This window comes from Micromonospora sp. RTBAU3-60, from assembly GCF_054963695.1.
The window spans coordinates 1-18543 of the sequence record NZ_JBUEGB010000002.1; the positions used below are offsets into that span (position 1 = coordinate 1).

General features: G+C 71.8%; 14 protein-coding genes and 2 tRNA genes. 9 read left to right on the plus strand and 7 right to left on the minus strand.

What is annotated here, in order from left to right; all coding sequences use genetic code 11:
• Nucleotides 1-30 precede the first annotated feature (30 nt).
• On the minus strand, nt 31-927 hold the full coding sequence (locus tag ACY34I_RS02170; RefSeq protein WP_462751941.1) for a phosphotransferase enzyme family protein: 897 nt from the start codon (nt 925-927) through the stop codon (nt 31-33).
• A gap of 140 nt (nt 928-1067) precedes the next feature.
• Entirely contained in the window at nt 1068-1547 is a 480-nt protein-coding gene (locus ACY34I_RS02175; RefSeq protein WP_148801153.1) for a hypothetical protein, read from the minus strand.
• A gap of 303 nt (nt 1548-1850) precedes the next feature.
• Here ACY34I_RS02175 and ACY34I_RS02180 point away from each other — a divergent pair, with 303 nt between their 5' ends.
• The gene (locus ACY34I_RS02180) at nt 1851-3386 is read left to right on the plus strand and encodes a hypothetical protein (protein ID WP_462751944.1); all 1536 of its coding nucleotides are present in this window, start codon (nt 1851-1853) and stop codon (nt 3384-3386) included.
• Nucleotides 3387-3507: 121 nt separating this feature from the next.
• Here the strand turns inward: ACY34I_RS02180 and ACY34I_RS02185 are convergent, their stop codons facing one another.
• Entirely contained in the window at nt 3508-4194 is a 687-nt protein-coding gene (locus ACY34I_RS02185; RefSeq protein ID WP_462751946.1) for a C39 family peptidase, read from the minus strand.
• Between the two features lie 366 nt (nt 4195-4560).
• Between ACY34I_RS02185 and ACY34I_RS02190 the strand changes: the two genes are divergently transcribed.
• Complete coding sequence (locus ACY34I_RS02190; RefSeq protein WP_462751948.1) at nt 4561-5274, plus strand: C40 family peptidase; 714 nt, start codon at nt 4561-4563, stop codon at nt 5272-5274.
• Nucleotides 5271-6011 carry a hypothetical protein gene (locus tag ACY34I_RS02195; protein ID WP_462751950.1) on the plus strand — a complete coding sequence of 247 codons (741 nt, stop codon included), beginning with the start codon at nt 5271-5273 and terminating at the stop codon, nt 6009-6011. The genes ACY34I_RS02190 and ACY34I_RS02195 overlap by 4 nt, the downstream gene beginning before the upstream one ends.
• Before the next feature lie 224 nt (nt 6012-6235).
• Here ACY34I_RS02195 and ACY34I_RS02200 read toward each other — a convergent pair whose 3' ends face one another.
• Nucleotides 6236-8689 carry a metallophosphoesterase gene (locus tag ACY34I_RS02200; protein WP_462751952.1) on the minus strand — a complete coding sequence of 818 codons (2454 nt, stop codon included), beginning with the start codon at nt 8687-8689 and terminating at the stop codon, nt 6236-6238.
• A 242-nt stretch (nt 8690-8931) separates the two neighbouring features.
• On the opposite strand from ACY34I_RS02200, the gene ACY34I_RS02205 reads away from it, so the two are divergent.
• From ACY34I_RS02205 to ACY34I_RS02225, 5 genes are all read left to right on the plus strand, one after another.
• Nucleotides 8932-9693 carry an ABC transporter ATP-binding protein gene (locus ACY34I_RS02205; RefSeq protein WP_462751954.1) on the plus strand — a complete coding sequence of 254 codons (762 nt, stop codon included), beginning with the start codon at nt 8932-8934 and terminating at the stop codon, nt 9691-9693.
• Nucleotides 9690-12200, plus strand: coding sequence for an ABC transporter permease (locus tag ACY34I_RS02210; protein WP_462751956.1), 2511 nt, complete (start codon nt 9690-9692; stop codon nt 12198-12200). Before ACY34I_RS02205 ends, ACY34I_RS02210 begins: the two co-directional genes overlap by 4 nt.
• A gap of 97 nt (nt 12201-12297) precedes the next feature.
• On the plus strand, nt 12298-13530 hold the full coding sequence (locus ACY34I_RS02215) for a sensor histidine kinase (RefSeq protein ID WP_462751958.1): 1233 nt from the start codon (nt 12298-12300) through the stop codon (nt 13528-13530).
• The gene (locus ACY34I_RS02220; RefSeq protein WP_462751960.1) at nt 13518-14162 is read left to right on the plus strand and encodes a response regulator transcription factor; all 645 of its coding nucleotides are present in this window, start codon (nt 13518-13520) and stop codon (nt 14160-14162) included. Before ACY34I_RS02215 ends, ACY34I_RS02220 begins: the two co-directional genes overlap by 13 nt.
• Before the next feature lie 162 nt (nt 14163-14324).
• On the plus strand, nt 14325-14972 hold the full coding sequence (locus ACY34I_RS02225) for a class I SAM-dependent methyltransferase (protein WP_462751962.1): 648 nt from the start codon (nt 14325-14327) through the stop codon (nt 14970-14972).
• A gap of 230 nt (nt 14973-15202) precedes the next feature.
• Here ACY34I_RS02225 and ACY34I_RS02230 read toward each other — a convergent pair.
• Both ACY34I_RS02230 and ACY34I_RS02235 read right to left on the minus strand, forming a co-directional pair.
• Nucleotides 15203-15275 (minus strand) — tRNA-Arg (locus ACY34I_RS02230).
• Between the two features lie 36 nt (nt 15276-15311).
• Nucleotides 15312-15402: transfer RNA gene (locus ACY34I_RS02235), tRNA-Ser, on the minus strand.
• Between the two features lie 133 nt (nt 15403-15535).
• Between ACY34I_RS02235 and ACY34I_RS02240 the strand changes: the two genes are divergently transcribed.
• On the plus strand, nt 15536-17401 hold the full coding sequence (locus tag ACY34I_RS02240) for a hypothetical protein (protein ID WP_462751964.1): 1866 nt from the start codon (nt 15536-15538) through the stop codon (nt 17399-17401).
• A 163-nt stretch (nt 17402-17564) separates the two neighbouring features.
• On the opposite strand, the gene ACY34I_RS02245 is transcribed toward ACY34I_RS02240, so the two are convergent.
• Entirely contained in the window at nt 17565-18338 is a 774-nt protein-coding gene (locus ACY34I_RS02245; protein WP_462751966.1) for a CPBP family intramembrane glutamic endopeptidase, read from the minus strand.
• Nucleotides 18339-18543 lie beyond the last annotated feature (205 nt).

Genomic DNA, 18543 nt, shown 5'->3' on the forward strand with positions numbered 1-18543 from the left:
CCAGTGGCTCCGCGCCTTATGAAACACGCGCTAGCGCTGTCGGCTGAGCACGCCCAGCCACCGGCGCGCGTCCGCCAAGCCCTTCTCGTTCTCGTCGTTGCTCGCGATCCCGGTCAGGTCGCCGGCGGTCAGCCGGCGGGCAAAGTAGTCGGCCTGCACCGCCCAGCGGAGCCGCAGCAGGGTCGGCAACCCGTGCTCGACCTCGGCCCGGCTGACGCTCCCACCCGCCAGGTACGCCTCGACCAGGCAGTCGGCCTGCTGCGGACCGCCGACGTACATCACCGCGGAGGCGAGGTCGTAGAGCAGCGGGCCGTTGATCGCCACGCTCCAGTCGATCAGGCCGCAGGCCCCGGTCCGAGGGTCCAGTCGGAAGGCCTCCGGCGCCGGATCGGTGTGCAAGAGTCCCCAGGAGAGCGTCGACGGACCCAGTGCCTCGTACGCCGCCACGGCGGTCGCCACCGCCGACCGTACCCACGGCCGGACCCCCAGGTGCGCGGCCTGGACATCCAGCCAGTGGAACCGGTCGGCGTCACCGACGGACACCTGCCGCAGCACCTCGTGCACCCGGCCGAGGGTCCGGCCGATCAGCCGCCGGTCGTCCGGGGTACGCCCGGACAGCGCCGCCCCGTCGACCCAGCGCAGCAGCGCGAGCGGCACCCCGTCAAGATCCGCGACGGCATCTCCGTCCCTGGTCGGCACGGGGGCGCCCGCCGGGATTCCCGCCGCGTCGACGTGACCGGCGACTGTGAGACCGCCCCGGAAGGAACGACGTGCAGCGGGCACGACCGCCTTGGCCACCCACCGCTCGTCCCCGGCGGTGACGAACCACGTCGCCGAGTTCATGCCACCGTGGTGCGCCGCCACCGTCGCCTCGGTCAAGCCCCAGGCCTCCGCCAGACACGTACGCAACTGCTCGCCACCGATCATCCGATGAAGTCAAACAGCGGCGGGCCACACCTGGCGAGCGACTTCGGGCAAGTTCGCGGGCCCGGCGCGGTCGACGGCGACCACGCCGGGCCTCTGCCACGAGTGGGCCCGGCCGGACCTCCCCGTAGACGTGGGGTCAGTTACCGCTTGCTCCGCCAGCCGGCCTTCCAGCCGGACGTGAAGCCGCAGCCGATCCGGAGCCAACCGCCCTCGTTGACGTGGTTGGTGCACACGTATTCACGGTGGACCTGGGTCTTTCCGTAGTAGCGGTACATGAACTTGCTGTTCTTGCAGTACAGGAACCGGTACGCGGAGGAGAAGCCACGGTAGTCGTAGAACTCCCGCTCCGTGACGCTGCCGTCGAACCGCTTGGTCAGCAGCTTGGTCTCATAGTGGCGGTTGGGCAGGCTCACCGTTCCGGCGGTCCGGACGAAGCCGTGCTTCCCACACGGGCCCATCAGTCCGGCGCCCTTCTCATACAGGAAGTACGGCATTCCCATCGAGGGACCGTCGCTCCTGGAGTTCGCCTGGCTGATGCCGGCGACCGCGGCGACCCCGCCACCGACGACCAGCAGCGCAATCAGTAGCGGAAGCATCCGACGCTTGATGATGTCGATCATGGTGCTCCTTGCGTTCAGAAGAGAGGAAACCTCGCCACCGCCCGGGGCGCCTGCCGTTCGGCGACGTCACTCAGGCAACCGCGTACCAGTCGTCATCACTAGCCGTAACCGCGTACGGGCCAGTCCCGACCACCTGTCCACCGTTCCGGTGCGGTGGTCGGTGCGGTCCGGGACCGCTCCGGCCCGGCACGCACCTCCCTGACCAGGGCGGAGAGCCACCTGCACCACGCGCAGTGTCATTCAGGTGTACTCTCGCGGACCGAGCCCGCAGCCGTCCGTAGTGGACTGATGGAGGACCACGCCTTGGACGACGGACAGACGCCGAAAGAGAGCAACGGCGCCGAGGAGGTCCATCCCGGAGGCGCGTCGGCCCCGGATCCCTTTTCCGCGGCCTCCCCAGCCGAGTTCGTCGCCGCGATGCGGGCGTTGAAGGAGTGGTCCGGCCTTACCTTCCGCCAGCTGCAGCGCCAGGCCGAGGCGGTCGGGGAGGTTCTGCCACACAGCACGGTCGCCTCGGTGCTGGGGCGGAACAGCCTGCCTCGAGAGGCGCTGGTGACCGCCTTCGTCCGGGCCTGCGGTCTCGACCAGGCCACAGCCGCGTCGTGGCTGGCCACGCGGAAACGACTCGCCGCCGAAGCGGCGCGGGAGGCTGTTCCGGCGGCGTCAGTGGGCAACTCGGAGCCGGAACCGGCCGCCGGTCGGCAAGCTGATCTCCCGCTCGGGCCGGCACCCGATACGGCCGTTCCAGAACAGCGTGTTCCCGATGAGACGGCGGAACGCCCGGACCCTCGGCCGGATGCAGAACGGCTGCCCGTCCTGGAAGCGGTGCTGGAGTCGGTGCCGCTGTCGGAGGCGTCGGGGTTGTCGGCGGCTGGCGACACCAGACCGGAGCCGCAGGCCGCCCAACCGGCCACCAGTGGGCGGACGGAACCACGTTCGGGGGGTCAGGAGCCGGCCCTCCCCGCGTCCGCCGGCCGGTTGGCGAACGTGGCCGCGGAGCGGACGGACGAGCGGTGGGTCGGCATGCACCGGCACGACCCTGCGGAGGACGTGCCCCGGCCCGCCGGGTTCCGCTGGCTGATCCCGCCGATCATGTACCGGACAGGTTGGGCGAGCCGCGTCCTGTCCGGCGTACTCGTCCTGGTCATGGCCACCATCGCGGTCGCGGTGATCGCCCGGGCCCTCCGCGACTCGCCCGAAACGGCGGCCGACTCGGGCAGCACGGCGGAGTTGCCGGTCGACGAGGCCGAGACCCTGCCCGCGGCCGTACCCTCGGTCGCCGCGTCCCCCTCCGCGAGCCCGTCCCGGTCGGCCGCGCCACGACCCAGGCCGAGCACGGGCGGCCCGTCGCCGACGAAGGCAGCGACCGGCGGACCAGCCGCCGGGCCGGCGGTGGGGCCGGTGCGGCTGCGCGTGGCGCACACCGGGCTGTGCGTGGGCGAAGGGCCGGAGCTCTACAAACCGTCCGGCCGGATCGTGCTGGGCCAGCACTCCTGCGCCTCGGCGGCACCCCCGATCATCCTCGAACGGGTGTCCGGCAACGTCTATCGGATCAAGCTCGACCATCCCCAGTACGGGATCGGGTGCGCGACGATCGACTACGGCGGGCGTGGCGACGGCGTTCTGCTGACCGGCGACGACTGCAGCTCAGGGCGGGCCGACCAGACCTTCACCTTCGAGCCGCTCACCGGTCCGGCCGGCGGCTACCGGGTGCGCTCCGTACCCGGCAAGGACTACTGCATCGGCGTCTACGGCGAGCACCGGGACGTGGGGGCTCAACTGATCCAGACCCCTTGTACCGGCAGTCTCGCGCAGACCTTCACCGTCCAACGACGCTGACCGGCGTACCGGCCACTCCTCGGCGGTGCCTCGGGAAGGCGGCCGGGACGCGGAGCCGGCAAGGGACACACGAAATGCGGGAGGGCGCTCAGCACCCTCCCGCATTTCTCTTGTCGCCGATTCACACGTTGCTCGGGACGATCACCTTTCCGCCTGGATAGCCGACGTTCTTTCCGTCGGTGCCCCAGTCCTTGGCCGCCAGAGTGTGGAAGCCCCCGTCCCACGGGTCGTAGACCTTGTAGACCTTCCCGTAGGCCTTGCGCTGGCTCGTCCCGTCGGCCTTACGCACGTTGACGACGAGGTTGTCGTTGTAACCGTAGATCACCAGATAGTGGCCCGTACCGAATGAGGCGCCCGGGTACCAGATGTTCTGCGACTTCACGAGGATGATCGAGGGTGCGTTCTGGTCCACCCCCTTCTTCGCCCACCGGTAGAGCTCCCACGTACCGGCCCCGGCACGGTAGCTGTACCGCGTCTGCTGCCCATTCTTCTTGAGCTGGGCGTTGATCGGGCCGTCCATGTCCCACGGCCAGGTGCCGAACGTGTCCCCCGCGTCCATCTCCTTGGCCAGCGCGCTCTGCCTGACGCTGACACCGAACGCCGAAAGAAGCGTCTGGCCGGCCGCCGGGCCACACCAGGTCGACCGTTGCTGCGGGTATCCGGAGATGGACACCAGGTGCCATTTCCCTGCGGGGGCGGCGCTGGCCAACTGAACGCCGGCGATCAGCAGGCCGGCGATGACGACGAACGCGAGTGCGAGCGCGCCGAACCGGCTTCGATAGAGCGCGAGCGGCGATGAGCCTCTCATGTCGATTTCTCCTCACTGCAATCGGCTGTTTCGTCGCCGATGGCGCCCGAATCCATTGCGGACATCACCGCGCGACAGCCCCTACAGCCCAGCCGAAAGCGACGTGTCCGACCAGCCGATCGGGCGTACGGGAATGACCAGGACGGATATCCGGAAAGGCGATCCTCCGCACGTCGTCCCGGCCCGAGACCGGCTGTCCGGGGCGAACCAGGACAGGACGTTCGCCCTGGTACGAGTCGCCGTACGAGTTCCGCGGCGGCGGCATCTGCTGCCCGGGGCTGTCCCGGACAACCGGATCGGTGGCGGGACGATCAGTGATTCGGTGCACTGGATCGGGCCAGTTGGCAGTCTCTTGTGGAGGAAAGCGTGGAAACAATTCTCACGGCCGATGCCGGTGCTGCGCGCCGCAGCCGTACCCCGGTGGCCGATCTCCTGAATCGGGCCGGATTCTCGTCAGCCGTAAAGCTGTTCGTCGCATTTCTGTTGATCGCCGGGACGATCGGCGGCGTTTCCAGTCTGGCGAGCGCCGCCAACAGCTCTTGCGACGGCAGCCTCGGCGAACGAGCGGTTTGTTTCGCCGCCGAGCGCGTGGGAGACCGGTACGTGTGGGGTGGGCACAAGCCGTCCGGTTTCGACTGCTCCGGCCTCACGTACTGGGCCTATCGAAAGGCGGGCTTTTCATGGTCACGGACCACCGCCCAGGGGCAGTACGACTATGGCAAGGACCGACACCTGACCGTGTCGACGAAGGAACTGCGACCGGGTGACCTGATCTTCTTCAACTGGGACGGCGGGGAGATCGACCATGTCGGCATCTACGCCGGCAACAACAAGATGATCCATGCGTCGAGCGGCGCCGGCATGGTCAAGAAGGTGGCCCTCAACAACTACTACCGGGCGTACATGAAGAGCCGCGCTGTCCGTCCGTCTCTTGCCCGGGCCAATTCGCCGACCGACCGGGACAAGAAGGAGGACAGCCGGCACCGACCAGAGCCGACCAACTCGCCTTCTGACTCGCAATCGACGGACCAGCCGGTCCTCGTCGTCATCGGCGACAGCACCGCTGTGGGGCTGCGATGAGAAGGTCCCCGCACAAGTGGCTCCCGTTGCTGTTCGCCATGGCACTGATCGCGGGTGGCATCAGCATCACCGCCGGACTCGCGGCGGCAAGTCCCGGATGCGACGGAAAGGCACCCCGGCCGGCGTCCTGTCGTACCGATGACGCGCAGCCGGACAAGAAGGCTCCCCACTGCGCCGATGAAGAGACCGAGGATGCGCCGGTCACCGGAGACGAATCCAACGACGACCGGACGATCGACGACGAGAAGGCAACCGACGACGAAACCACGACCACCGACGACCCGACCACGGACAGCACGACCGACGACCCGACCACCGACGACCCCACCACCGACAGCACCACCGACGACCCGACCACCGAGGATGAGCCGAGCGACGGGTCCGCACCGGACGACGAGCCCAGCACGGACGACGAGCCCAGCACGGACGACGAGCCCAGCGCGGACGACGACGGGAACGGGCAACCGACCGGTGACGAATCGCCTGAGGCCTGCGCCGACGACGACCAGCAGGAGAGCGCTCCGGCCGACGAATGCCTGGACACCGATACCCCCGGCGAGCAGATCGTGTCCATCGACCCCAAGGCCGACGACGGCCGGCCCGGACAGGTGGAGCCGGCCGGCCCGGCCCGGGCTGGCGTGGCTGCGGACGCCGGCCAAGCCGGCGGCTCAAGACCAAAGGGCTCGGCCCCTGACCACCGGCCGGATGGGGACGGGTCTGCCGGGACGGCCTGCTGAGGGAAGAGAACGTCGCTGCCGTCCGTGCGGGGCGGAGGCGGGCAGCAGGTGCGACCCCCCGGAGCCGCCGGAACTGAGCGTCGCTGACCAACCGCCGCTACACGCGCCACCGACCAGGGCGTGAAGCCTCCCCGGGCCCGCGAACCGCGGGCCCGGGGAGGCTGGGACTTCGGGTGGTTCGGGACAGCGACAACGCGCCCCGAACCGATGCGGAACTCTGCCGCTTACCTGGCGGCGAGGAACTCGTCGATGGCGACGGTGACCTGCTGGCCGGTGGCGTGGCTCCGCACGATCGACATCACCCGGTCGTGCAGGTCGGTCTCGCCGAACCGGTCGTAGGTGTCGGAGATGACCAGGTCCAGCCAGGGCCGCTTGACCGGTCCCGGCTTGCCCTCAACGGGCTTCGCGAAGAACCGGGCGAGAGCGTCGGCGATCCGGCGCTTCGCCGCACCAACCCGCTCCGGCAGGTCGCCCTGCCGGTCGGCCGGCACCTGATCCACGATCGCCGCCGCCGCAGCGAGGTCGGTGACGGCGCCGTCGATCCGTTCGGCGTCGGCCAGCTCGGTTGCGGCGATCCCGTCGAGCAGGTCGCGGGCCTGGACGAGGAGCTTCACGACCGCCAGCCGCTGGTTCAGCGCCGCGACCTGGGCACCGTCGGTGACCTTCCCGATGGCCGTCTCGGCGGCGGTGATCGTCTCCGCCGACGGGTCGGCCTCGGCCGCGGCGACCGCGTCCTGCGCCGCCTTCAGCAGCTGCGCCTGGTTGTCGGCGAGTTGCACGCTCATCGAGCCGATGATGAGGGGCAGATTGTTCGCGCCCACGATCCGCATGTCGGCATTGCCGTTCTGCCGATTCCGGAACATCACCTGTGGCAGGTCGAGCGTCACGGTCTGCCAGGTGTTGACCATCGCGGCAGTGATGCTCACCCGGGGCGCGCTCTGGTAGGCCGACCCGGTGGCCGCGGAGTCGTACTGGAGGACGAACGAGCCGGCGACCGGCGAGCGGTACTCGATGGTGGCGGTGGCGTCGTACGGGCCGCCGGTGAGGTAGCGGTCGTCGACGGCGAGGTAGAGGTTGTTGCCGGAGTTGAACGTATTCTTGTCGACCTGCAGGGCAGGCCGACCGTCGACGACGATCTCGTGCGCGGGGCCGCTCTCGTACGGAATCCAGGTCAGCCCGTCGGGCTCGCCGGAGAAGTCCATCGATACCCGGGTCGCCGAAGGAGTCGGCGGGACGACGTCGATGCGTACGCCCGAGATGGCGAGCGGAAGGTTGGCCATCGCGTTCAGCCGCAGATCCGCGCCACCGTTCTGCCGATTGCTGAACCGGACGTCGGGAATGTCGATGGTGGCCGTCTGCCACTGGTTGACCTGGCCGGCGTCGATCGTCACGGCGGTCGAGCGCTGGTAGGCCGAGCCGCTCTGCTGCGAGTCGTACTGGAGGGCGAAGGAGCCGGTGACCGCGGAGCGGTAGCTGATCGTGGCCTTGACCTGGTACGGCCCGCCGGAGATCGCCGCATCGTCGACGAACATGTACAACTGGTTGGCGCCGCCGAAGGGATTCTTCTGCAGCTCCAACGCCCGGCGGCCGTCGACCTCGGTGGTCACGTACGGGCCGTCCTCATAGTTCTGGTAGGTCAGCCCGTCGGCCTTGTCCGCCGCGACGTCGAACGAGACCGTGTACCTGTTCGGGATCGGGTTTCCGCCCGGGTCCGGGTTGGGGTCGGTCCAGTCCGACCGCTCGGCCAGGTACGCCCGGCCCTGCGCGTCCTTCTTCAGCAGGAAGTAGTAGTCGACGGTGCCCGGCAGGGACAGATACTCCGCCTTCAGCGAGTCCGGGGTCACCGTCAGCCGCATCGCCCCGAAGTGCGCGGCGTCGCGGAACTTGCTGCCCGGCGCGACGCTGAACAGCGGGGTCAGGCCGGCACCACCGTTGCCGGAGATGGCGATGTGGTAGCCGTCGGCCGTCTCGATGTGCTCCGCGTGGTGATCGTGCCCGGCGAGGATCAGATCCACACCGGGCGTCATCAGCCAGGCGCGGTCCAGGTTGTTGCCGGCCTTGCCGGAGGAGTAGATCGGCTGGTGGCCGCCGACGACCTTCCAGGCGGCCGCGCTGTTCGTGAGCGTGGTGCGGTACGCGTCATAGATCGGCGGCTTCGTGCTGCCCGTGGCCGTCTGGCAGTTGGCGTCGGGGTTGACGAAGTCGAGCAGCCCGTTGCCGAAGCCGGCGACGTAGGCGGCCGGAACCTTGAAGTAGTCCAGGCTCGGCTGGACGCTCTCCGGCGAGCAGCCGTTGCCGTAGTCGTGGTTCCCCATGATCGGAAACATCTTGCCGGCGTCGATGTCCACCTTGTACGGCGCCTGGGCCTTGACGACCTCCTCGGGCAGGCCCTGCTGATAGGTGTTGTCGCCGGTGGTGAGGATGGCCGCCGGGTTCCAGGAGTGGACCATGTCCGCAACCTGGTACTCCTCGGCGCAGGTCCGGTCGACACCGCAGCCGCCGTAGTCCCCGATCACGGCGAGCACCAGGCGATCCTGGGGCGGGTGATTCGCATCGACCGGCGGGGTGATCCGCTCAAGTTCGCCACCGGCCGCGCCCGCCGCGCTGGCGAGCCCCGCCGACAAGATCAGCGCAGCGACCGAGGCCAGTGTGATGCCGAGTTTCCGTGTGACTTGCACGCCCAACTCCTTGGCAGTGTCGCGATCAACGACGCCGGACGGTAGGCGGTCGCGGTGAGCGCCCCATGAACCCGGCACTAACCGGAACGGTCTGGCCCCTGACCAGGCACGGCGCATCGCGGCAGGTCGGATGTCGAATGCGGGGGCGCTCCGGATCGCGCCGGTGGTAGGGCCTGCCCTACCACCGAAGAGCATGGTCGACCGTGTGCCCTGCTCAGCCGCGATCCACGACGCTGATCGGCATGGGAAGCACGATGGCCGTCGAGCTGTTCGACGTGACGAAGACGTATTCGGGTGGCGCCGGGGTCCGCGCGCTCGACGGGGTGTCGGTGGGGTTCGCCGCCGGTACGTTCAACGCGGTGATGGGCCCGTCCGGCTCGGGCAAGTCCACCCTTCTGCAGTGCGCGGCCGGGCTGGACCGACCGGACTCGGGACGGGTGCTGCTGGCCGGCCAGGAGATCGCTCAGCTACGCGAGCCGCAGCTGACCCAGGCCCGCCGGCGCCTGGTCGGGTTCGTCTTCCAGTCGTACAACCTGCTCGACTCGCTGTCGCTGTGGCACAACGTCCTGCTCCCGCAGCGGCTGGCCGGGGTGCGACCGGACCGGGCGTGGGCGCGGGAGGTCATGCGGCGCGTCGGTCTTGCCGGACGCGAACAGTTCCGCCCGGCGCAGCTGTCCGGCGGACAGCGGCAGCGGGTCGCGTTGGCCCGCGCGCTCGCCGCCCGGCCGGAGGTCATCTTCGCCGACGAGCCCACCGGCGCCCTTGACCTGGCCACCGGCCGTGAGGTGCTCGACCTGCTGCGCGAGGCGGTGGCCGATCTTCGCACCACGATCGTGATGGTCACGCACGACCCGGCGGCGGCCGCCCGGGCCGACCGGGTCGTCTTCCTCGCTGACGGCCGGATCACCACCGAGCTGGCCGACCCGTCGGCGGAGCAGGTCGCCGCACAGATGACAGTGGTCACCAACGGCCGTGCCGTGGCGAGCGTGGGGAGCAACCGTTGATCCGGCTCGCGATCGCCACCCTGCGCCGGCACCGCGGCGCGTACGTCGGCACGTTCCTCGCCACGGTCCTCGCCGTTGCGTTGCTCGCCGGCGGCGGCCTGCTGCTGTACTCCGTCCTCATCGCCGAGCCGCCGGCGGACCGGTTCGCCGCCACGACCCTCGCCGTGGCGGGTGACCGGGAGATCAGCCTCGAGACGGTGACGACCAAGCAGAAGAAGGAGGGCAAGAGCAAGGTCAAGCGGAAGGTGAAGAGCGAGCGGCTGACCGGTGCCGGCACGCTGCCGGCGGACCTCGCCGGCCGGATCGCCGCGGTGCCCGGTGTCACCGGGGTGGTCGCCGACGCCGCGTTCCCCGTCCAGGTCACGGCCCGAGACGGCCGAGCACTGCGGGGCGCTGACGACGCGCCCGTCATCGGCCACGGCTGGGTGTCGGCGACGCTCACCCCGTACACGATGAGGACCGGCCGCCAGCCCGGCACCGGCGAGGTCGTGCTCGACGCCGACGTGGCCGCCCGCGGTGGCGTCCGCATCGGTGACGAGCTGCAGGTCACCACCCGGACCGGGGCGCGGACGCTGCGGGTGAGCGGCATCGCCGCGCCGGCCGGCCGGGACGGCCTGCCGGCACAGGGCGCACTGTTTCTCGCCGACGGCGACGTCGCCGCGGTGTCCGGTCTCGCCGGGCCGACCGCCGTCGGCGTCTTCGGCGCGCCGGGCACCGACGTGGCGGCGCTGCGCGCCAGGGTTCACGCCGTCGCGGGCGAAGCACAGGTCCTCGCCGGGGACGACCGGGTGCGGGCCGACCTGCCCGGCGCGCTGCCCGACTACATCGGCCCGATCTCGATCTTCGGGTTCGTCATCGGCATCACCGCGTTCGCGGCCGTGTTCGTGCTCACCGGCACCGTGACGCTGAGCGTGCGACAGCGGCTGCGCGAGCTGGCACTGCTGCGCGCGATCGGCGCCACGCCCGGACAGCTGCGGCGGCTGCTGGGCGTGGAGAGCGCGGTGCTCGCGGGGTTCGCCGCGCTGCCGGCGGCACCGCTCGGCGTGCTCTTCGCCGAGGTCGTCGCCGCGCGGTTCACGACCCTCGGCGCGGTTCCGGCGCAGTTCGCGGTGCGAGTCAACGTGCCGGTGCTGTTGCTCGCGGCGGTGGCCGGCGTCCTGGTCACGTTCGTCGCGGCCCGCATCGCCGGGCGGCGGGCGGTACGCATCGCGCCGACGCAGGCGCTCGTGGAGACGGCCACCGCACCGGCCGGCGGGATCTTCGTGCGGACGCTCGTCGCGCTGGTCACGGCGGCCGGCGCGGTCGGGGTGCTCACGTTCGTGCCGCTGGACGGCCCGCTCGGCATGGGGATGAGCTTCGTGTCCTCCGCCCTGCTGCTGTGTGCGGTCGCCGCCGTCGGGCCGTTCCTCGTGCGGCTGCTGGCCGCGGTCGTCGCTCGCCCGTTCGGCCTCGGCGGGCTCATCGCCCGGACCGAGCACCGCCGGGTCGCCGCGGTCGCCGTCCCGCTCGTGCTCATGTTCGCGATCAACACCGTGATGCTGCTCAACAGCGCCCTGCTCAGCCGGCTCACGGGGCAGGAGCAGGTGGCCCGCGAGGCGCCCGCGACCGCGCAGGTGACCGGCGACGGCGGCCTGCCGCTGGACACGGCGCGCCGCCTGGCCGACGTGCCGGGCGTGACCGGCGTGGCGGCGCAGTTACCGACCCGGGTGATCGTCGCGCAGGGCGGCAAGCCGGAGGACTATCCCGCTCAGGGTCTCCTCGTCGGCGGCCCGGACACCGCGCTCGACCTCGACGTCCGCGCGGGGGCGCTCACCGCCGACGGGTTCGCCGCCAGCGCGGCGCTCGTCCGGCAGTACGGCTGGCGGATCGGTGACCCGGTTCCGCTCTGGTTGCCCGACGGGAAACAGGTCCAGCTGCGGCTCTCCATGGTGTACGGACGGGCGCGCGGCTTCGGCGAGCTCGTGCTCCCGGCCGGGTTGGTGGCGGCGCACGACCCGCGGGGCCTGGTCCGCACGGTCGGCCTGCGGTACGCCCCGGGCACGGCCGAGCGCATCCACGCCGAGTTCCCGGCGCTGCGGCTCGTGCCGACGCTCGACGCCGCACCGGCCGGTGACGCGTCGAACCAGCAGGGCGCGTGGGAGCTGATGGTCGTGATCTCGCTCGGGTTCACCGCGATCGCCGTGGTCAACACGTTCGCGATCGCCACGGCGGCACGCCGCCGCGAGTACGCAGACCTGCGTCTCGTCGGCGCGACGGCCCGGCAGCTGCACCGGCTCGCCGGCGGCGAGGCCCTCGTGACCGTCATCGTCGGGCTGCTGCTCGGCTCGGCGGTGACCGGGATCGTGGTGGGCGCGTTCAGCGCCGCCCAGGACGGGGTGCTGCGGTGGTTCGTCGAGCCCGGCACGTACGCGGTGATGGTCGGCGGCGTTGCCGCCCTCGGGCTGCTCGCCGGTGTCCTGCCCACGCGGCTGATGGTGCGCCGACGCAGCCTCGCGACCCAGCTCTGACCGTGCGCTACTGCGGTGGCACCCGGACGGGTGCCGCCGCACCGCGGTCCGCTCACGACGGAGGGAGTGCCGGGTGCCACCGCTAACATCGGCGGCGATGGGCAAGACGATCATGAGAACCGGTGCGGCACTGGCCTACCTGGCCACCGGCCCGCTCGCGGGCGCCGCCGGCTTCGCCTGGAGTCTCGCCGCCACCCTGGTCGTCACCCTGCTGTCCGTCACCCACCTCGGCGGGCCCGCGTTCCTCGGCGCCGCCCGGGTCACCCGCACCTTCGCCGGGGTCGAACGGCGGCGGGCCAGCTGGGTGCTCGGCGCGCCCATCCCCGCGCCGTACGTGCCGGTCACCGGCGACACCATCAAGCGCCGGGTCGTCGCCGTCGCCGCCCAGCCGGCGACCTGGCGGGATGTCGCTTGGCTGGTCCTGCTGCTGCCGATCGGGCTCGTCACCGGCGTCGCCGGCGTCGTCGTCGCGGTCGTCGACCTGGCCGCGATCGTCGCGCCGGCATGGGCGTGGGCGGTACCGAACCCGCGCGCGCCGTTCCCGATGCGGCCGCTCATGACCACCACCCCGGGCCGCATCGGACTCACCGTGCTCGGCCTGCTGCTCCTCCCGCTGGCGGCGTGGCTGATCCGCACGCTCGCCGCCGGCCCGGCCCGGCTGTCCCGTGCACTGCTGGCTCCCGGCGAACATCGCCGGCTGGTGGAGCAGGCCGAGCACCTGGCGCAGACCCGCCGGCGGGTCGTCGATGCCCAGGCCGCCGAGCTGCGCCGCATCGAACGCGACCTGCACGACGGCGCGCAGGCCCGCATCGTCGCCGCCGGGATGACGCTCGCCCTGGCCGCGCGAAAGCTGCGTACGAACGGCGACGCCGAACCCGACGTCGCGCTCGCCCGCCGCCAGCTCGACGACGCCCTCGCCGAGCTGCGCCGCCTCGTCCGCGGCATCCACCCACCGATCCTCACCGATCGCGGCCTGCACGCCGCGCTCGCCGCCCTCGCCGGCGACAGTCCGTTCACCGTCGAGCTGCGCGGCGACGCGGACCAGCGGTATCCGGCCGCGGTGGAGTCGGCGGCGTACTTCGTCGTTGCCGAGGGCCTCACCAACGCCGCGAAGCACTCCGGTGCGACGTCCGGCGTCGTCGACGTCCGGCGTACCGGGGGCACCGTCAATGTCGCGGTGACCGACAACGGCCGCGGCGGCGCGGACCCGCACGGCGCCGGCATCGACGGGTTGCGTCGCCGCGTCGAGGCCCTCGACGGCGCCCTCACCCTGTCCAGCCCGCCCGGCGGGCCAACCGTCCTGCACGCGGAGCTGCCATGCGCATCGTGATCGCCGAAGACCTCCTCCTGCTCCGGGAAGGCATGATCCGCCTGCTCACCGATACCGGCCACACCGTCGTGGCGGCGGTCGACTCCGCTGACCCGCTCGTCGCCGCAGTCGAACAGCACCGGCCGGACCTGTCGATCGTCGACGTCCGGCTGCCACCCGGCTTCCGTGACGAGGGTCTCCGGGCGGCGCTGCGGCTGCGCTCCGCCGACCGGGACGCCAAGGTCCTCATCGTGTCGCAGTACGTCGAGCGGGCCTACGCCACGGACCTGCTCGCCGACGGGCGGGGTGGGGTCGGTTACCTGCTCAAGGACCGGGTCACCGCCCTGGACGACTTCCTCGATGCTGTCGAGCGGGTCGCCGAGGGCGGGACGGTGCTGGACCCCGAGGTGGTCCGGCAGTTGTTCACCCGGAGTAGCCGCAAGCACGGCATTGAGGGGCTCACCCCGCGCGAGCGGGAGGTGCTGCACCTGATGGCACAGGGCCTGTCGAACTCCGCGATCTGCGCGGCGCTGGTCCTGGCGCCCGTGTCGGTGGAGAAGCACATCACGAACATCTTCGCCAAGCTCGACCTGCCGCCGGCCGACGACGCTCATCGCCGGGTCCGCGCGGTCCTGGCGTACCTCAACGCCTGAACGCCCGAGCCGGGCCGGGCGGGCTGGGCCGGGACGGCAGATGCTGTGGCCGTCGCGGCGCATTCCGGGCTGCGCCGTCACGTCCGGTTCAGTCCGCCCCGGTGGCTCCCACACTGTCAGCGGTGGATGGCCCGTCTGTTCGCTGATTTAGCGTGTTTGGTCATGACAGTCGAAACCTGGTTGGCTGACACCCGCATCTCCTACGACACAGTCGCTGCCAGTTACGCAGAGCGCGTGCCCGGCCTGCTAGCTGACCTGCCCTACGAACGAGCGATTCTGGCTCTGTTCGCCGACCTTGTTCAGGCCGCCGGCGGCGGCGGGCCAGTCGCCGACGTGGGCTGCGGACCGGGGCACATCACCGCTCTCTTGTGTGGGCTCGGCGTTGATGCCTTTGGGATTGATCTTTCGCCAGGCATGATCGATGTGGCTCGTCGTGATTACCCCAGGCTGAGGTTCGAGGTGGGCTCCATGACAGACCTCGATCTCGCCGACGCCTCAGTCGCCGGCCTCATCGCCTGGTACTCGCTGATCCATGTCCCCAACGAAGAGGTCGGCTCGGTCTTCGCGCAGTTTCGGCGGGTGTTGCGTCCCGGTGGCCCGCTGCTGCTCGGCTTCCACGTCGGGGACGAGTCGCGGCTCAAGACGCAGGGCTACGGCGGCCACCCGATGAAGTTGTACGTCCACCGTCGCCAGCCTGCCCAAGTGGCGGCCTGGCTCCGCGATGCCGGATTCACAGTTACGGCACAGATGACTCTCACTTCGGTTGAAGGTTTCCCAGCGGGGATCGTCTTTGGGCACCGCCAGCCCTAGCTCCTGCGCCTCCATCCCCAGGGCCGGAGATCCCCGCCGGAGGCACGCTCTTGGATCTGTCCCGCAGCGTGGCCGGCCGGCACCGCCGATGCCGGCCGGAGATCGCCAGCAGGCCGGGGCCGGGCCGGCGCCCAGCGTGGCTCCCACAGCCGCCCGAAACCGGCCCGGACGGATACGAGAAAGCCCCCGACCTCGCCATTTCGGCTGGTCGGGGGCTTCTCCCTGTATTGCGCGCCCGAAGGGACTCGAACCCCTAACCTTCTGATCCGTAGTCAGATGCTCTATCCGTTGAGCTACGGGCGCTCGGTGCTCAGCCAGTCTACACACCCGGCTTTCGCGCGGAGACTCCGGGATTCGAACCCGGGAGGGGCTTTAAAACCCCAACCGCATTAGCAGTGCGGCGCCATAGACCAGACTAGGCGAAGTCTCCCCGGTGGCCCGGAGACCACCGCGCCCGAGGATACAGGCCCACACCCGCCCGGAGCAAAGCGACTACCCGGAAGGGCCCATCCGCTGCTTTTCCCCCGTGTGCGACGTCACGCCCCGGACTAGGCTCCATCGATATGCAGGAGCAGCAGCCCAGCGTTCCGCCCCGTCGCGAGCCCGCCGCCGACGCCCGGCGAAGCCGCTCTGCGAAACCGACCTTCACCCCGCCGCCGACCCCCGAACCGCCAGCCGATGGGACCGAGGCCGGTGCCGGTGCGCCGCCCCGGGCGCGGCGGGCCAAGGCCACCCCCACCGTGCTCTTCCAGCCGCCGGACCCGGCCGCCGCCGCGCCGCGCACCGGCGGCCCCGACCGGAGGCAGGACCCGCCGTCCCCGGCACCCCGCCCCCGCCCGTCCGCCGAGGCCGGCCCGCCGACTGGCGAGGCCGACCCGAGCCCGGCCTCAGGTACACGGGACGGCGCGGCGCGGCGGCGCGGGACGATCCCGGCCGACCGCGGGACAGCAGACCCGGCCGACCGCGGGACGGCGGCAACGACCCAGGGCGACGGCGGGACGGCAGACCCGGCCGACGGCGGGACGGCCGCAACGAACCGGGGCGACGTCGCCTCGGCGGACGGGGAGACCCCGGAGCAGACCCGCCGCACCCCGGCCAGAAGGGCAACCACGGCAGCGAAGAAGGCGGCGGCGGAGACGACCACGCCGGCGAGGAAAGCCAGCACGACCAGGAAGGCGGCCACGGCGAAGAAGGCGACCCCGGCCGGCCGGAAGCGCGCCGCTGACACCGGGGCTGAGCCGACAGCCCAGGCCGGCCGGACCGAACCGACCGGGCCGGTCAGCGTGGCCAGCACCACAGCCGCTCAGCCGGGCGTGCCAGGGGCGACCGGCGTGGCGAGCGGCGCCGACGGCGCGGCCCCCGAAGCGGACAAGGCGACTGCCGCTGGCCCGCCGGCCACCTCCCCGACCCAGCGGGTCGCTCCGGCCACCGCAGCCGCTGTGGCCGGCGTCACCGACCCTGGGGCAGCCGACAGAGCCCCGGCCGCACCGGCTGATCCAGGGAACGGCCCGGGGCAGCGGGGACCAACGGAAGAGCATCCGGCGGCAGCGACCGGACGGCCAACGAAGGCCGCGCAGACCGCCCCAGTCAATGCCACCCGGGCAGAGGGGGCCACGGCGAAGACCACTCCGGCGAAGAAGGCCACCCCAGCAAAGAAGGCCACCCCAGCTAAGAAGACCGGCCCGGCGAGGAAGGCGGCCGGCGCCGCCCCGGTGACGACCGCACTGCCGGAGACGCCGAAGACCACCCCGGCGCCGCTCGGCGAGCCGGCCGAGGGCGTGCCGGGGCGTACCCCTGGGGAGAGCTGGCGGGCGGTGGGCGGGCAACTGCTCGACCATCCCGGCTTCGCGCCGGAGCTGCTGGCCCGCACCGCGGTGGAGGCCCTCGGGCCCCGAGCTGGCGACTGGGTCGAGCGGACCCGGGGGAGGTACCCGGACGCGGACGCCGACGGGCTGGCCCGGTTGGTGACCCGGCGGTTCGTCCGGCTGGCCGGTACGGGTGGGGCGCTCGCGGCGGGTGCCGGCCTGCTCGCGCCGGTGGCAGAGCTGGCGGCAGTGCTCTGGACCCAGGCCAACCTGGTGCTGCACCTGGCGGCGGTCTACGGCCGGGACCCCGGGCACTCGGACCGGGTGGCCGAACTGCTGGTGCTGACCCAGGTGCACCCGGACGCCGGCACCGCCCGTGCGGCGCTGGACGCGATGGGAGCGGCGGAGGCGCCGGCGGAGGGCCCGTGGCCGCGGGCCGCCGAGGCGGCCTGGCGGCTGGCCACTCCGCTGGCCGCGCAGGCAGGCGGGTGGCTGGCCCTGCGGCTGGCGTCGCGGCTGCTGCCGGGTGCGGCGCTGCTCGCCGCGGCGGGGGGTGGCTCGGCCGCCGCCGAGCGGCTGGCCGCCCGGGCCGTCACCCTCTACCGGCCGGCACGACCACGCTGACGGCCGCGCCCGTAGGGCGCCCGCGACGTGCGGCATGTCGGGCCGTTCCCTGCCGCGAACACCGCAACATGCCGCAACTCGCGGCCAAGACGGGCCGGGGGCCGGGGCGCAGCCGGGGGCTGGGCGGCGGCCGGGGCCGGGGCGCGGCCCGGGACGGGGGCGGTCAGAGCCAGCCGAACCAGGACTTCGGGAGCAGTGCGTAGCCGACGAAGGCGACCACGTCGAGCAGGGTGTGCGCGACGATCAGCGGGGCCACCCGCCGGGTGCGCAGGAAGAAGAGGCTGAACACCACGCCCATCACGGCGTTGCCGAGGAACGCGCCGAAGCCCTGGTAGAGATGGTAGGAACCGCGCAGCAGGGCGCTGGCCGCGATGACCGCGCCGAGCTGCCAGCCGAGCTGTCGTAGCCGGGTGACCAGGTAGCCGACCACGATCACCTCCTCCAGCACGGCGTTCTGCACCGCGGCGAGGATCAGCACCGGCACCGCCCACCAGAGGTGCGGCAGGGCGGCCGGGACCAGGGTGGCGTTGATGCCGAGCTGCGCCGCCGCCCAGAACAGCGCCAGCCCGGGCAGGCCGATGAGCGCGGCCAGGCCCGCGCCCCGGGCCAGGTCCGCGCCAGGTCGGGTCAGGTCCACCCCGAGCGTCCGGGCGGGGTCGCCGGGGTCACGGGCCAGCAGGTGTACGGCGAGCAGCACCGGTAGCAGCGCGAAGAGGATGCCGAGGAGCTGGTACGTCAGGTCGAGGTAGGGCCGGGCCGACGCGGACGTGTTCAGTGCGGCGGTCTGCTTCGCGAGCCCGCCCGTGGCGGTCAGCTTGGCGACCAGCGAGACCAGCGCGTACACCGCGGACTGCCCGAGGGAGAGGCCGAGGACCAGCAGCGTCTCGGTGCCCAGGGTCCGGCGGGACACCGGCCGGGCCAGCTCGTCAACGGTCACCGGACCACTGTGCCGCACACCAGGGACCGTTGGCACCTGTCATGACCGATCGCACCGAGCGCAGCGAGGGCCGTGCGGGCAGGACCACAACCGCACCCGTCCTGACCGATGGCACCGAAGGCCGTGCGGGCACGAGAAAGACGTCATCCCCTCGCAACCCAGGCGAGCCGATCGCACATTCTGTGCGACCGCTGAGCACGCTCCG